Source organism: Hominimerdicola alba (assembly GCF_900112155.1).
Classification (GTDB): domain Bacteria; phylum Bacillota; class Clostridia; order Oscillospirales; family Ruminococcaceae; genus Hominimerdicola; species Hominimerdicola alba_D.
This window is the reverse complement of sequence record NZ_FOKQ01000001.1, coordinates 1-15,551: the sequence shown is the minus strand read 5'-3', so window position 1 is coordinate 15,551 and position 15,551 is coordinate 1. Positions and strand designations below refer to the sequence as shown.

Below are 15,551 nucleotides of genomic sequence, written 5' to 3'. Positions count from 1 at the left end.
CTCCTTTCCTGCGTTTTCGGTTCTTATGTTTTAGGAATAAAGTCCCTTAAAATCGGGAATGTCTGAGCAAGTGTCGCTGTCATCATCGTACATGACACAGCGCTTACAGCCTCCAGCCATCTCACCGTCGTTCCAGCCTTCTTCATAGCCACTGTTCTTACCGAGCTTGTAAGCTATGGTGAGCGCAGCCGTATTTACTGCTATACAAATGATAGTCTTTATGACATTCTTTCTCATAATATCGTCCTCCTTGAATCTTGGTTTCTTGTATGATTTCTGAATACCTATTGACTAAAAAAATGATGAGGTAAAATAGATATGTGGGATAACGTACCCGAAGGTACGTCATCATCACTCCTCCTTCGACTTGCGTCTTCGTGTCTTTGCATACTCCACAAACTTGAGGTTGACATAATCACCGCTGTCATCAAGCTCAAATACAGCAGCATACTTGTTGCCCTTACTTGAAGTGCAATTACGAAGCGTTACCTTACCGTTCGCCAGCAGTTCGCTTATCTCCGAAGCCTTATAGTTCCTGCCGATTCTCTTATCGTGCTTATAGATGAAGAAATCGCAGTCCTCACCGTTGGAACAGTAAAAAGCCTTCGGACCTTCCTTTATAGGGCTGCCGCACCAGGGACACTTGCCGATCTCGGCAGGCTGTTCCGCAGGCTCGATAGCCACCTCGTCATTTGCGATAACATCATTTACATTCTTGATTATTTCGTTCATAAAATCCTCCTCTCCGCACTTGCCCTGCTCAATGTCCGCAAGCATCTGCTCCCAATGTGCAGTAAGCTCCGCCGACTTGATGTTCTCGGGCAGTGCGCTGTTATATTTTCTTCCAAAATCGGTTATGAGCAGCAGCTTTTTCTTGCGCTCAATGTACTTCGCAGAGATAAGCCCCTCAATGATCTGCGCTCTTGTCGCAGGCGTTCCCAAGCCACGCTCCTTGACGTAGCTTTTGAGTTCCTTATCGTCTATCCTGCGGTCGATATTTTCCATGACAGCAAGCAGACTTGCCTCCGTAAAGTGCGCGGGCGGCTTAGTTTCGCAGTCGCGCACCTCGGCATTTCCGATAAAAACTGTTTCACCCTCAGCATACTGATAAACAGGCTCGTCCTTCATATTCGTGTACTGCCGCCAGCCTAATTCAATAGGCTTCTTTGTGGTCAGTTTGAATATCTCACCCTCGACCTCGAACTCATATCTCGTTTCAAGATAGGTATAGGGCTTGTCCAACGCAGATAAAAACCTCTCAATTACCAGACCGACCACCTTCTTTTCAGGCTCGGAAAGCTCAGTATCTTTCAGCCGCCCGATAAGATTTGTCGGAACAATAGCGTGATGATCGGTAATCTTTGAATTGTTCACCACACGCTTGTCGAGGTTCAGCCCCTGCGCCAGCAGCTTATCAATTCTTGCCTTGTCATACCCCGAAAGGCACTTGACTATGCTTGTAACAAGCGGCTTCATATCCTCCGAAATGCAATTACTATCCGTTCTCGGATAGGTCAGCAGTTTCTTTTCATACAAGCTCTGCGCCGCTTTTAAGGTAGTTGCCGCTGTCATGCCATAGACCTCATTAGCTTCACGCTGTAATGAAGTCAGGCTGTGCAGTAGGGGTCGGTTTTCTTTCTTTTCCTCAGCGACCACAAAGGATACAACAGCATTTTTGCCATTGCATTTCCCGGCAACCGCTTCGGCTTCCTCTCTTGAATCAAAGGTACGGGCGCACTCTGCACCATTGTCGAGTACCACCTTGAAATACGGCTTCTTTTCAAAAGCCGCTATCTGCGCTTCACGCTCAGCGATAATATTCAGCACAGCATTTTTCACCCTGCCGGACTTGTGGTGCTGACCCGAAATAAGGCTGAAATATCTTGACAGATTTATACCGAACAGCCAGTCGGATTTCGCCCTTGCGAAACCCGCAGCAAACATATTATCAAGTTCGGAAGAATCAAGCAGATTGTTCATTCCCTCACGGATTGCATCGTCCGTCAGTGAGCTTATCCACAGCCTCTTTACTGGCTTTTTGCACCCAACAAAATCATAGATATATCTGAATATGCACTCTCCCTCACGCCCAGCGTCGCAGGCGTTTATGATCTCGGTAACATCATCACGGTTCATAAGCTCTTTCAGCATTTTTATCTGAGAACCGTAACCATTCAGAGCGAACAGCTTGAAATCGGGAATCATCGGAAGATCGGCAAGCGACCACTTCTTGTAGCCGTAATCCTCGGGAACACCGATGCCCACTAAATGCCCGAGGGCATTAGTGACGATATATCCGTTGCCCTGCCAGTAAAAGCGCTTGCCGTCGGATACCTTATCGGTCGCACCCACGCAGTAGGCGGTCGCCAAGGCGACGGAGGGCTTTTCGCAAAGTATCAATCTGTACACGGGAAATCACACACCTTTCCGAGAAACTCCCTTGCGTTCCTGAGCCTGTCGGCAAGCTGAACTCCGAGAGCGATCATAAAGTCTATCGTGCTGAAACCCTCTATGTAATCGCATTCCACACGGTACACGGAAGTCATATCGCGGTCGGAAACAGCAACCGAATACACGGGGATAACGACATCTCCGTTTACGTCATAGATAATATCATAGCTGCGCTCGATGACCTTTTCGCCGTCATCGGTAGCACTAATATCTATCTGGATAGTAGCGAGGTGTACTGCTTCACAGCTGAGCACGCTGTTGTTCTCGGCATCATCGGGCATATAATCCCTTTCGCTCTCACCCCTGATCGTGAGGTCATAATTGTTTATAACGGTCACGGGCAGAACACCGTTCTTGATCTTTCTAAGCTCCGAGAAAACGGTATCGAGCATACTTCTTACCTCGGATTCCATATACTCATATTTGCACTCGTCCTGCTCCATGCAGAAATCGAATACCGCGTCGGTCAGCTTATTGGTTAATGCAATAAATCTCATCATATATTTTTCCTTTCAAAAGTGGGATAGCTCCCTGCGGCAAGTACCGCAGGGGTATCCGTAATATTATCATTCGTTAACGTTCTTGCGCTTTACAGCCGAGATCACCATAACCATAAGTGCCAGTGCCATTCCCGCAAAAGCGGTGTTCTTTACAGCAGATCCGGTATGGGGATTGCTTACATCGGTGTGATTACTGCTAGGTGTGTCAGAATGCGGTACATCATCGTGAGGTGTATCGCTGTGCGGAGTATCGTCATGAGGTGTGTCATCATGGGGAGAGTCCTCTTCTGGAGAATGCTCGTCATACATAATGACCTCGGTGACAGAGCCGTCCTCATTCACCTTGAAGGTAATGTCCTGTGCTATCTCATAGCCGTCTGGCGCGGTTATCTCACGCAGAGTGTACTCCTTGCCGACTATCAGCTTGCCCTCAATTATATGAGCTTCATCAGTGCTTACCCATTCCTCGACGATCTCATCACCGTCAAGTATCTGTAAGGTCGCACCGGGCAGCTCCTTGTCGGTGGTAATATCACGCTTGGAAATATGAACCTTAGTGGTATCATCATACATTACGACCTCGGTAATGCTGCCATCCTCGTTCACGCTAAACTCAACGTCGTTTGCGATAACATAGCCGTCAGCAGGAACAGTTTCATGCAGAGTATAGGTTTCGCCTGAAATCAGTACAGCCTCGATATAATGAGCTTCATTTGTAGAAACCCATTCCTCTATAACTGTGCCGTCCTTGTCAATGATCTGTAAGGTCGCGCCCGCAAGCTCTTCATCATTGGTGATGTCACGCTTGGAAATGCGTACCTTTGTGGTATCGTCATACATTACGACCTTATCAATGCTGCCGTTATCGGAAACAGTGAATGTAACATCATTTGCGACTACATATCCGTCGGGAGAAACCTCCTCGTGAAGAGTGTAGGTGCCGCCCGAGATAAGCTGTCCCTCTATGATGTGCGCTTCGGTGGTGCTTGTCCACTTGTCGATTACAGTACCGGTGCTATCAATAAGCTGAAGCTCTGCGCCTGCTATCTCCTTTTCGTCGGTAATATCGAGCTTTGTGATATGAACCTTTGTTGTGTCATCTACCATAGTAATGGTAGAATTGCCGTTTTCGTCAGTGGAAAGTGCGTCAACGTTCTCAACTGTTACAACGTTGTTTTCGTCAATCGAGAACTTGATCCCGGTCGAGATAACAAATCCATCGGGACTTGCAATCTCTTTCAGAATATAGCTGCCGGCAGGGATATTGGTCACAGTATGGATCGTACCATCAGACACCCACTCGGTGAAGACATTACCGTCGCTGTCGAGTATCTGCATCGAAGCGCCTTTAAGCTCATTGCCGTAAATATCCTTCTTGGAAACGTTCAGATGTGTTGCCGAATTTATAGTGGTGATCTCGACCACCTGCTCATTTTCGGAAATAACAACATCGTATTTCCTGTCGCTGAAAATGTAACCGGCAGGCGCAGCTATCTCGGTCACGATGTACTTTCCGTAAGGAATTTCATCAAAACCGAAATTACCGTTTTCATCGGAAGTCGCAGTTACAATAGCGGTATCCGCTGTAAACTCCGCTACATCAGCCTTGAATAAACCAAACACAGCGCCCGAAAGCGGCTCGTCATGCTCATTAACCTTAACGCCCTTGACCGACCCACGCTTGAGTTCATTCTCAAAGGTGCCGCCGTCAATATCCACTACCTTGGTATCCTGTCCTGCGTACTCAAAAGTCACTATATGCTTTTCACCGCTGATGACATACTTGTCATCGGTGCTTATCTCCTGAATGTAGTATCTTCCGAAAGGCAGCTTCTGACCAAATCTCACGGTCATATCCTCGCCAACGCTTGCATAATCCACAAGCCCGTCCTTTGGAATTGAAGAACCGTTTTCAGCAACAAGCGGCTCGTCTGCATACAGACCGAATACTACGTTCTTAGCGTCCGCATTGCTGCCTACGCCATAGGTATCATCGTGTTCCATATACTTTGTGAGATGAACGCTCACGCTCTGATACTTGTTGGTAAAATCGGTGTTTACTGTATCTCTGATTGCTATCTCCTGTCCCGCGTATGTCAGCTCGACGGTCTGCGGCTCGCAGTCATTTACATAGCCGTATGCCGCCTTAGTTTCGGTAACGGTGTACTTACCGAGATACAGCAGCGGAGTTTCCGCATAGCCCTTATTGTCGGTAGTGATCTTTGCAACCACATCGCCCTTGTGCGCTCTGAGTGTGCCGTCAGCAGTCACAATATCCTCTGCCGCAGTCACCTCAAATTCAGCACCAGCGAGGAATCCATTCTCAAAATGGGGAGTGAAAACTGTGTAGCCTGCCTCATGAACAGTGCCGTCCTCGTCAATAGAAATTGCAGACCCCAGCGCAGATACAGCGCTGAAAATCTCGCCAGTCTTACGAACGGAGATCTTGCCCTGCTGTGAGGTGTTGTCGAAGTCGATGCCGAGATTGGTGTACTCGAATTCGTTTCCGGCAAAGTTGAAAGTAAAGGTCTTGCTGTCGGAATTGAGTGTGTAGCCATCGGGAGCCTGTATCTCGGTCAGCGTGTACTCGGCACCGATATACATTTCAGCGTCACCCGAAGTTGCATGACCGTCAGCTCCGGTAGTCATAGTACAGATAAGGTCGCCAGCCTTGTGAAGCTGCTTGCTGCCAATGCTGAAATCCTTAGCGGCTCTTACCTCAAAAACAGCGTTTGCCAGAGGCTGCTTTGTACCATCGTCCATCTTGTAAACATCGAGAATACCGTTCTGAACATCGTCCTTTATAGTCACCTCATGAGGAATTGTCAGCGTATCTGCTTTTTCGGAAACAGCGGTAAATCTCGTTTCGTTATTCTCCGGCACGATATACGGCTCGGGGGCAGACTTTTCAACTATCGCATACTCGAAATTCGGATATATCGGCAGCACCTTCTCATAGCCCTGCGTACCATCGCTTGCGTACTCGATATACTTGGAAGAAGCGATACCGTTTGCATCGGTCTTTATAGTGCCGATAACGGTTCCTCTCTCCTGAATAATCTTGTTGTTTATCTCAACATTCTCGGTAGGAACAATATCGAAAGTAACGTCCTTTACAGGGTTGTCGAAAACGTCCTTCTTGTGTACCTTTAAGTCCACAAGCTGAAGAGTATTCGGAACATCGGCTCTGTAAGTGATTACGGGATTCGTCTTGCTCTCGATGTCATCAAGAGTTGTAACGATCTTTATCTCCCTTGAAGCGTTGCCGTCCTCATCGAGCATAATGTACTTGTCGTTCTCACGCTCGGTCACGGTATAGACGTTCTCAAAGGTATCGCCGTTCAGCTTACCCAGCGGCAGCTCAGAAACACTTGCACGACCTTCTTCATCGGTAGTTATTGAAGTGATAGGCTTGCCGTCGAGGGTAATATCGAAGGTGATGCCCTCGATGCTTATATTATTGATAACATCATACTTGTTCAGTTCAATTTTCAGCTCATAAGGCTTGTCCTTGACCTCATAACCGAAGTCACTGAGCTTCGAGTTCTGGAAAGTATCCAGATCGTTGCCGACAGCATTACTGCGGTTTATCTTGTAATACTCAGTATCCTGAACATAGCCGGCTGGTGCGGTAATTTCATGCACATAGTAGTCGGTGTTCGGGATAAGGTTGTAGCTGAATTTTGCCTTACCTTCTGCGCCGGTTGTCGCGGTTTTCAGCAGCTTCTTATTGCAGTTGTACAGTCCATAGGTCGCACCCGAAAGCACGGTATCTTTATCGTCCTTCTTTGTCAGCACCAGCTCATAGTTCACAAGCTCGTTAACGATCTCGGCATCCGAGTGCAGCTTGTTGCTCTCCAGCTTATTACCCGAAATCGGATAATACTTGCCCGAAGAAATAACGTACTTACCGCCCTCGCTATCGGTAACGGTATAGCTGCTTGCGGTATCGTTCTTCATCACGCCGCTTATGCCGCGCTTGTCGAAAACAGAGCCGAGTGTGCTGAGATTTACAGCCTTTGATACATCAATATCATCATCGTAGCCGTAGCCCTTTGCGCCGTTCACCTCGATAAATACGATCTCCTGCGAAACGTTTGATGAGTTCAGCGGCAGCAGGTTCAGATACACCTGACCGAAATAGTCGCAGGTGTCAGAACCCGAATAGTTATATCCTGCGTCAAACACATACGCCTTAGAAATATCGGTCGAAGTTCTGCTGCTGTCGAAAACGACTTTGTGCTCACTATTCAGCTTGGTGGGTGCGTAATACATTCCGTCACCGGACTTGTAAGCGGTATCGTTGAAATTATTGAGATCAGCAAGGTTTCCGCTGAAAGCATCCCTTGCCGAAAGATAACCATTTGTAAGGTAACGCATGGTGTTTCCGTCCCAGTAGCCGACGATGAACTTTGTGGTCTTGTATATCTCAGCCAGCTTCTTAATATCATCAGCATTGTCGGTGGAAAGCGCCTTGCCGTCACCGTTGTGAACTACCTTATCTAGCGTAGCCGTTCCGACCTTTGCGTCATAGCCTTCCTCATTGTTATTCAGCTTTACTGTCCCCGTGCCTGCATTGCTTGTAAAATCCGATGTAGGCGAGGGCAGCGAAACCGACTTTGTGAGCTTCTCATAGCGATCATTGTCGGGAACAGTGTACTCGGAAACGGTATATGTTCTTCCGCTTGACATTGAGGTCGGCAGGTCACACACGGTAAATGTACCCTTGTTATTTGTCTTATTCAGCGTCCTGAACTTCGTAGCGTTCACGATGCTGTTTGTGTATCTTACGAAATAGTATGTGGAATCCTTCTGTTCAGCGACAACATAATATTTCGTGCCGTTTATAGTAGTCGATACAACAAAGGTCGTTTTGTCGAGAAGATCACTCAGCGCAGTAGCCGTGATAGCATTGTTGCCGCTGTCGGTGTAGGTCTTTTCCACAGTAAGATTGGGCTCATTGTAGCAGCCAATAGCGGTATATCCCTTGACCGAATCTATCTTCGTGGAGATAAGACAGGTCTGGTAATTGCTGCTTGCAAACAGCGACTCACTCTCCGTAAGACCGCTCATTATCTGCATTTCGATAGCAGAGGTGCTGTAAACTCCGCCGCTTGAAGCGCTTGTAAAAGGGCGCTCATTCGACCAAACGGTAAATACGGTATAATCCCCATCGGTCGAAGTGTCGATACCAAAATCTGTGCCGTAAGTTCCTTTGAACCTCGACTTTACCATTTCGGTCAGCTTACTCTTGAAGGTGCTGTAATTATGCTCCAGCGCATCCTTCTTGATGAAAGCCGACTTGATCTTAAAGGTAGCTTCATAACGCATTTTATCAGTCTTGAACTTCATAATGTGTGGGGTGTCCTTCGCAAGTGCCGCGCTCTTTTCCATAACGCCGGGGAGTGTGTAATGGGACTTTACATCTGCGACTATCGCATTGTATGCCTTCTCCACTCCCGACTTTGTACACCAGCCGCCCGAGGGATATGTAAAGTCGTTCCACAGAATATCCGAGCAGGTTCCGAATGTCTCGGGTGTATGCCCGCGATAGCCGAGAACTATCTCCCAGATAAGGAGCTGAGTTGCGGCATAGTAGTTGCCGTTCTTATGCGAACTGTAACCGTAATACTGTACCAGCCCCATATACTTCGCAATATCGCCGTCCGTACCGCCGAGGGAATCCCAGTAGGCGGTAGCATCTGCCTTGAACTTGTCCGAGAGATTGAAAGTATCGTATTCGGTGAAGCCGTACTGCGTGTACCAAGTGCCGGAGGGTGTACCCTGCATAGACTTCGCAGGCTCGATACAAAACGCCCAATCATTCCCCGATGAGGGAACGAAACGGCATATCTGTTCACCCGACTTAATGTACTGACCCGACACGCCTCCGCTTTTGGCTGACTTCTTCACGCTTATCGACGGATTCACCGAGCTATCCCATGTATACCCGATATTGATGTCCGAACTTGCCGCAGATGCGGAAGTCGCAAGCGTTGAAAGCCCGACCATAGCTGCGAGCGTTCCCGAAACGCCGCGCTTGAACACATTTTTTATCTTACTGTTCATGAGTTTTTATCCTCCCTGTTTTTATGAAAATCGGTGTTATTCTGAGGAATTTCGATAGCATCGCCCAGACCCTCCTCTTCGTTTTTCTGTTCCGTGGGTGCAGCGATTTCACTGTCCGCTGTACCGCCATCCGAAGAAAACTCACCGTTCTTTATTGCTTCTTTTATTGCCGAAATATCACAGCCGCCGTCACGGACGGTCTTGTACAGAGCGTTGAACTTCTCACGCTCCAGCTTATCTGAAAGCTCCCTGTCCTTGCGTTTATATGTTTTCAGCATTTTCTTGTGATACGCTATCAGGCGCTTGCTGTCCTCGATATTCTCCCGGACCTTAACAAGACGCTCCGACAGCCTTTCGCTCTTATCCGTCATTTTCTCCCTCTTTTCTTTATGAAAATATATCCGACCACCGCCACAGTGAAAACGATAATATCGAAAGCACTGATCTTTAGATTTAATATCTGTTCTCTCGTTGTCGGGTCATAGAACGCTCTAACAAGAGTGACCAGTGCCAGCACCGATATTATGATGACCGCCAGTATGAATTTCTTATCAGCTTTTTCATCATCACGCTTGTCCTGCACGGCGGAGAGGTCTATCCGGGATATATCATTTTTCATTCTCTTGAAATTACTAAACATCAAAATCCTCCGTTCTCCAGACAAGCATAGTACGTCCAGAAGATAGACTCCTGTTCGGTCGTAAAGCCCATAGAAGCAAGACCCGTTTCAACGTCGATATTCGTGACCTCGCCGTAATAAATTGTGTGGTCGGGATTGTTGCAATATATGGTTGTTGCTTTTATCGTAATATCCGTCCAGTCAATCTTGTTAAAACCGTCTGCACCGATATTGTAAGTGACCTCCCAATCAGAGCCGCTGACACCCGCATAGGCTGTTCCGGTTATAGTACCTCCGTCTGTCATTGCCATTGTCAGATCAGTCCATACCGATGAAGTATGCTCGTAACACGTTCCCCGGAAAGAAACGGCGTACTCGTTTGTGCTCGCAACATAGGCGGTATTCGATACATAGAAATCGCCTGCGGCAGCTGTCAATTCAGTATTTTCGTCTTTCATGCAATCACAGTCGGGACAGTACCCGTTCTCCGTAGAATGAGTGAAAGAATAAAAATGCTCGATCACCTCTGCTATCGTTTCATCGGATATTTTATCGTTTCCGTTCTGAAACTCCTTTACAGCCGCAGCCGCTATAACAGCGTTTTCATCAACCGAGAGTGTGGTATTTCCCCACTGCTTCAGGCTCGTTATCTCACTGCCGTCATAGCGATATTCAGGTGTGTAAGAAAGCTCACTGTCGATATTCGCTTGCAATTCGGCTTCAATAGCCTGCACCTGAACGTGATAGGCTTGAAGATAATCATACTGATTTGAGCCGTCCTTCGGTATCGCCCAAGACAGCATTGAACTGATAGCAGATAATATCACCGACAGAAAACCGTTCAGCAGGGTGACGATAAGAAGCAGCAGACCTCCGCCCAGAGCCACAACGATAAAGCCCTTTGAGGTGACGACCTTGCCGACCGCACTTGCAGTTTTCTTCGCCGCAGCCCCGGCAGCCTTGCCTGTTTTCTTAGCTTTTGCCGCCTGCTTTGCCCTATGCTTTCTGATTATCTTTTCCCGAATCTTCTGCACATCGCGCCCAACAGTCTGCTTTGTTTCCCTGACAGAACGAGCAGTTTTAATGCCGCCCTGTGCCGTGTTGTAGATAGCTTTTCGGGCATTATCCACATAGCGAATATCCGTCAGCCCTTGTTTTATTGCTTCCGTTCCGGTATCGGTTGTTGTACTCTTGTCGATCTTTGTTTTCAGCAGCGAATGACCTGTTTCTTTCACAGAACCAAATGCTGCATTTTTTGCAGCAGCTGCCGCACCGCCGAGAGTGCGCCCGACATCTTTCACCGAACCGACCTTTACACCATTTTTTACGGCGGTCTGTATCCTGCCTACAGTATTTCGTGTGCCGCCCACAGCGGTACGGATAGCACCGCCGCTTTGAACGACACCGCCTGCCGCCTCCAAAGCACTTTGGACAGTAGTTATATTGTTTGGGCTTTCTTCCTCGCCTTTTGCGGTGATATATTTCTTTCGGGCAAACCTCAGCTTTCGGCTCTTGAAATAATCCTTTCGACGGTCAATATCCCGTAGCTGACGCAGGCGTTCCTCACGGTTGACGTTAGGATTTTTAAGCACCAATTCTTTGCCGCCCAAAGAGGTTTGAATATTGCCTCGTTTTACGGATTTTATGTGATACCGATTAGCTACGCCGACCTTAGATTTCTTCGTTTCTATACCGTCACGCACGATACTCTTTTCGGGAGTATCACGCGCCTTCTGCGTTCTTATCTCTATTCAGATCACCCCTTGTTATTGTTGTATTCTGATACCTCATTGAAGCTGCTGGTCATCAAGCGGTACAAATTATTCTTCGGGAACTTATCCCTGAACGGAATAATAGAGCCGCCGCAGCAGATAAGACCCTGACCACTATCCGAGTTAGTAACGTAGGACAGCAGATTGTCCGAAATGTTCAGAATCTTTGCCAGCTGAACTCTGTCCGAAGTCGCCTGATTGAGCATCATAACAAAATCAGTGTTGGAAAGCATAGAACGAGCAGTTTCCGATTTCAGCAAGTCCTCAACATTCTGAGTAATGCCCGTAGGAACGCCGCCCCATTTACGCGCTCTCTTGTAAAGCTCGTAAAGGAAGTTGGCAGAATACTCATTTGCGAACAAAAGGTAGATCTCGTCCATATAGATCCATGTACGTTTGCCCTGCGCTCTGTTGACGGTGATTCTGTTCCAGACGTAATCCAGAACTATAAGCATACCCAGCGTTTTAAGCTGCTTGCCGAGGTCCTTTATATCGTAGGACACGACACGGTTTTTAACATCAACATTAGTCTTGTGAGCGAATACGTTAAGATTTCCCTTGATGTAAAGCTCGAATGACAGTGCCAGTCCCTTTGCTTCCTTTTCGGGCTGTGCCTTCAAATTCTCATAGAACTCCATCAGTGTCGGGATTTTATCGGGGTCGAACTTGATGAGATACTCGCCGTATGTCATCGTCAGGCATCTGTCGATGATAGCCTTTTCTTTGGCTGTCAGCCCCTGCTTTCCGACAAGGCACTCGCAGAATGAAAGTATGAAATCCGACTTCATTACAAGCGGAGATTCATCATCGGAATAGTCTTTCGACATATCCAGCGGATTGATGAAATTATTGCTTGCCGGTGAAACAAATATCGTTTCACCGTTCAATGCCGCAACAAGGTTTGTATATTCACGTTCGGGGTCGATGATGATAATATCGTCATCGGTTGCCAAGAATACATTGAGCATTTCACGCTTCGCCGAGAATGATTTACCGCTGCCGGGAGAACCGAGAATAAAACCGTTAGGATTTTTAAGCTGCAAGCGGTCGAACAGTATCATATTGTTTGATAATGCGTTCAGACCGTAATACTTGCCGTTCTTGTGGTTTATTTCCTTGCCTGAAAACGGCATAAGCACCGCCGTGCTTTCGGTTGTCAGCGTTCTGCGTATTTTCAGCGTACAGTTACCCAGCGGCAGAACGCTCTGCAAGCCCTTCTCCTGCTGAAATTTCAGCGTGGACAGCGAGCAGATATGCTTTCTCACAACGGATTCTATCGCCTCGGTATTTGAGTCCAGCTCCTCCATATCTTTTGCAGTAACCATTATTATGATGTTATCCAAAAACATCTTCTGATTTTTTGAACGGAGATCATCCAGCAGTTCCTCGGCTTCGATAAGGCTGTGTTTCAAATCCTCATTGATAACGTCCGAGGTGTACCCCGACTGTATCGCCTTTTTCTCGGCTTGCAGCTTGTTCGCCCTCATGGAAGTCAACTGATGGTTTACGATTTTCAGTGCTTTGTAAGGGTCAACAGGCGTTATGTTCACCGAGATCATAACGTCCAAATTGGTATTCGCAATATCCGTCAGCATACAATCTTTGAGCGATGCGGGCATATCCTTTATGAACATAGTTCGGGCATATTTGTCGCCCCACATAAAGTAGTCCTTTTTGAACTCCATGTAATCGGGGCAGCAGTAGGCTCGTTCTGCCTGCCGCTTGAAATGCTTGTCCGTCAGCTCGGGGATAACCTCGTCAACATTACGGAATATATCCTTCAAGAGATTAATTCTCTCGTTAGAAGTAAGTGCCTTTATGTTGGACCCGACCTTCTTGAAAGCATTGAGCAGATCCAAATCTATCGTGTTGAACTTGCTTCGGGCGTTCTCTAAGTCCGCCGCCTGCAATGTGACAGTAATGTACTTGTTTCTGATGATACCGTTCTGCCCCTGCTCCATCTTCTCAATGAGCATATCGTTGTACTCGTCACGGTAATTATCGTAGCCATCGCCCTTGTGCTTTATGAGCACCATGCGCTCAAAATCAGCCTTGTTCACTCTGTTGTTGTGAACCGTGATCTGAATATCGGCGTTGGTGTCAAAAGAATTGAGGACGCTGCAATAGCCTAAGAAAATGCTCTCCTGCTCGTCCTGCTTGGCAATCTGATAGTTGATATCTTCAAACTGATAGGTCTTTGAATACTTGTTATCATCGACCTTGAAAATGTAGTCATCGCACACCATCTGGTACGGCAGAGTTTTCTGTACGGTTTTCGGTACAGATTTCTTTTTCTTGATCTTCTTCTCTTTTGGCTTTTTCTTGTTTTCTTCACGCAGACGTATCTCGTCACGCTCTTTTGCTGTGAGCGCAGAAAGGTCGGATTCCTCCTTCTTTTTCTTACCGCGCACCTTTATTGCAATAACGGTCGCAGCGATCATCACACCGAAAGCCGCCGCAATAAGCGTAAACGCCTGTGCCTGCTTTGCATTCAATGTTATGACAGGCTTCTCCGAGAGCGATGATGTTTCTATCACGCTCTCTGTATCCGCTATGCTTTCCGAAGGTTCGCTCACTTCTCCTTCCGATGAAACTGACGTGGAAATATCTTCTTCCGCTGTGGGTTCACTTTCATCAAATGTAGCTTCGGAATAGCCGGAATACGTTGTCTGCGGATACGAGGTAGATATTTGCGGTATTCCGGTCTGTTCATTTGCATATCCCTCCGTATTTATGTTATCGGTGGAACTCTGCGGAGAAGTATATGTTATCGGCGCAGTAGTTGTCACCGTTGTCGTAGTAGTTGTTTCGGGCGCAGATGTTTCTGCTTTTGCGGTAGTCTTAGTGAACTTAGTAGTTGTTGTCTCCGCCCTCGAACTGTCATTGTTAGTAGGAATCTCTATCGCCCCCTTAGTATTCTATCGGCTCGCCGTAGTTGATCTTCTTGATGCTCTTTATATTACTGCCGAGATCAAGTCCGTACCAATTCCAGTAACCCCATGAGCCGCTGTATGCTACACAGGACGGCAGGCTTGCGTCGTCATAGATAAACTCTATGATACATTTTCCGTTGCCCTCGCCGCCGAACCAGTGCCACTTGCCTTCGCCGTCATCAGCCCAGCCCTTGCTGTCGCACTGCTTTACGGTGAACTGTGTTCCGTCCAGAAGCTCCACGAGGTACCTATCATTATCAAGACCGAAGTGAAGTCCGAGCGCAGCACAGTAGTCGCCATACTGATCTCGCCTTATTCCTGTATGAGTCACGGGGTCGGGAATGCTACCGTAAATAGCTCCCGATGCAGGCATATTTTTAAGTCCACTCGCAGGTTCACCCGCAAACGCATTTGTCCAGCCGTCGATAGGCTCAAACTCCCATATAATCTCAACGGTCTCGGTGTGCGCCGTGACCTTCTGTGATTTGAGCTTGGTGTCCTTATCCTCATTTTCTTTCAGCTCGGGGGTCACGGTTATCTCATATTCCGTACCTTCACGAAGCCCGTTTATGTAGCACATATCGTTGCCCCGGAACTCGAAATACATATTGTCGGCATACTCGCCAGCAGTTTCCGTGTAGCAATATATTGAGTAGTCACGGTCTTTTTCGGCATTCCATTCGACCTTGATAGTTGACACCGAAATGGTGCTTGCTTTCAGGTCGGTAACAGCAACCACAGGCTTCGGTTCTTTTACCGGCTTTACCTGTGCTTTTGGTGCGGCATCTCCCACAGAAGATAATGCTATCGTCCCTGCAAGGAGTGCCTCGATAATATATTTTGCTAATGGTTCATAAAACAATATTTACCTCCTCAAAATATCTTGTAAAATCTCGTAAATACTCGCGAAATCTCAGTATTTCATAAAGTTATGTTCAAGAAATGAACCAAGTTATGGATGATCCAAAGCATTGAATGCCGGATTTAACGTTATCAGGGTATAGCAAACAAAACGTCTTGAGAGATCTGTTTTGACAGCCTTGATGCGACCCATATCCGTTACGGCAGCAAACCTCCTCTGTCCAACGGGATCATTCGTCACGTGAAGTCCCAACTTCCTTCGTTCTGCCTATCCATAACAGGGCGTCGGCGCAGCTCCATTGCGAGGTCATGCCCCTTGGTAATAATTCCTGCCGACTGCCGGCTC

Annotated in this window: 9 protein-coding genes; all 9 read right to left on the bottom strand. The window is 47.3% G+C overall.

What is annotated here, in order from left to right; all coding sequences use genetic code 11:
- Positions 1–30: 30 nt before the first annotated feature.
- Positions 31–237 (bottom strand): hypothetical protein, encoded by a 207-nt coding sequence (locus BM265_RS00045; protein ID WP_074959447.1) that lies wholly within the window; start codon positions 235–237, stop codon positions 31–33.
- 114 nt (positions 238–351) lie between these two features.
- Positions 352–2,409, bottom strand: a complete 2,058-nt coding sequence (locus BM265_RS00040; protein WP_242940734.1) for a DNA topoisomerase — start codon at positions 2,407–2,409, stop codon at positions 352–354.
- Positions 2,397–2,948: a hypothetical protein gene (locus BM265_RS00035; protein WP_242940733.1), complete on the bottom strand. Its 552-nt coding sequence runs from the start codon at positions 2,946–2,948 to the stop codon at positions 2,397–2,399. Before BM265_RS00035 ends, BM265_RS00040 begins: the two co-directional genes overlap by 13 nt.
- A gap of 69 nt (positions 2,949–3,017) precedes the next feature.
- Positions 3,018–9,020 carry a SpaA isopeptide-forming pilin-related protein gene (locus tag BM265_RS00030; protein WP_074959445.1) on the bottom strand — a complete coding sequence of 2,001 codons (6,003 nt, stop codon included), beginning with the start codon at positions 9,018–9,020 and terminating at the stop codon, positions 3,018–3,020.
- Positions 9,017–9,391 (bottom strand): hypothetical protein, encoded by a 375-nt coding sequence (locus tag BM265_RS00025; protein WP_074959444.1) that lies wholly within the window; start codon positions 9,389–9,391, stop codon positions 9,017–9,019. The genes BM265_RS00030 and BM265_RS00025 overlap by 4 nt, the downstream gene beginning before the upstream one ends.
- Positions 9,388–9,660, bottom strand: coding sequence for a hypothetical protein (locus BM265_RS00020; RefSeq protein ID WP_074959443.1), 273 nt, complete (start codon positions 9,658–9,660; stop codon positions 9,388–9,390). The genes BM265_RS00025 and BM265_RS00020 overlap by 4 nt, the downstream gene beginning before the upstream one ends.
- On the bottom strand, positions 9,660–11,342 hold the full coding sequence (locus BM265_RS00015; RefSeq protein ID WP_074959442.1) for a hypothetical protein: 1,683 nt from the start codon (positions 11,340–11,342) through the stop codon (positions 9,660–9,662). Before BM265_RS00015 ends, BM265_RS00020 begins: the two co-directional genes overlap by 1 nt.
- A 53-nt stretch (positions 11,343–11,395) precedes the next feature.
- Complete coding sequence (locus BM265_RS00010) at positions 11,396–14,200, bottom strand: VirB4-like conjugal transfer ATPase, CD1110 family (RefSeq protein WP_081358312.1); 2,805 nt, start codon at positions 14,198–14,200, stop codon at positions 11,396–11,398.
- A gap of 121 nt (positions 14,201–14,321) precedes the next feature.
- Positions 14,322–15,206: a fibronectin type III domain-containing protein gene (locus BM265_RS00005; RefSeq protein WP_242940732.1), complete on the bottom strand. Its 885-nt coding sequence runs from the start codon at positions 15,204–15,206 to the stop codon at positions 14,322–14,324.
- Positions 15,207–15,551: the final 345 nt, after the last annotated feature.

What these genes read in the sequence shown, in the direction of transcription:
- BM265_RS00045 (WP_074959447.1), bottom strand. Translation starts at nt 237, where the DNA reads ATGAGAAAGAATGTCATAAAGACTATCATTTGTATAGCAGTAAATACG.
- BM265_RS00035 (WP_242940733.1), bottom strand. Translation starts at nt 2,948, where the DNA reads ATGAGATTTATTGCATTAACCAATAAGCTGACCGACGCGGTATTCGAT.
- BM265_RS00030 (WP_074959445.1), bottom strand. Translation starts at nt 9,020, where the DNA reads ATGAACAGTAAGATAAAAAATGTGTTCAAGCGCGGCGTTTCGGGAACG.
- BM265_RS00025 (WP_074959444.1), bottom strand. Translation starts at nt 9,391, where the DNA reads ATGACGGATAAGAGCGAAAGGCTGTCGGAGCGTCTTGTTAAGGTCCGG.
- BM265_RS00020 (WP_074959443.1), bottom strand. Translation starts at nt 9,660, where the DNA reads ATGTTTAGTAATTTCAAGAGAATGAAAAATGATATATCCCGGATAGAC.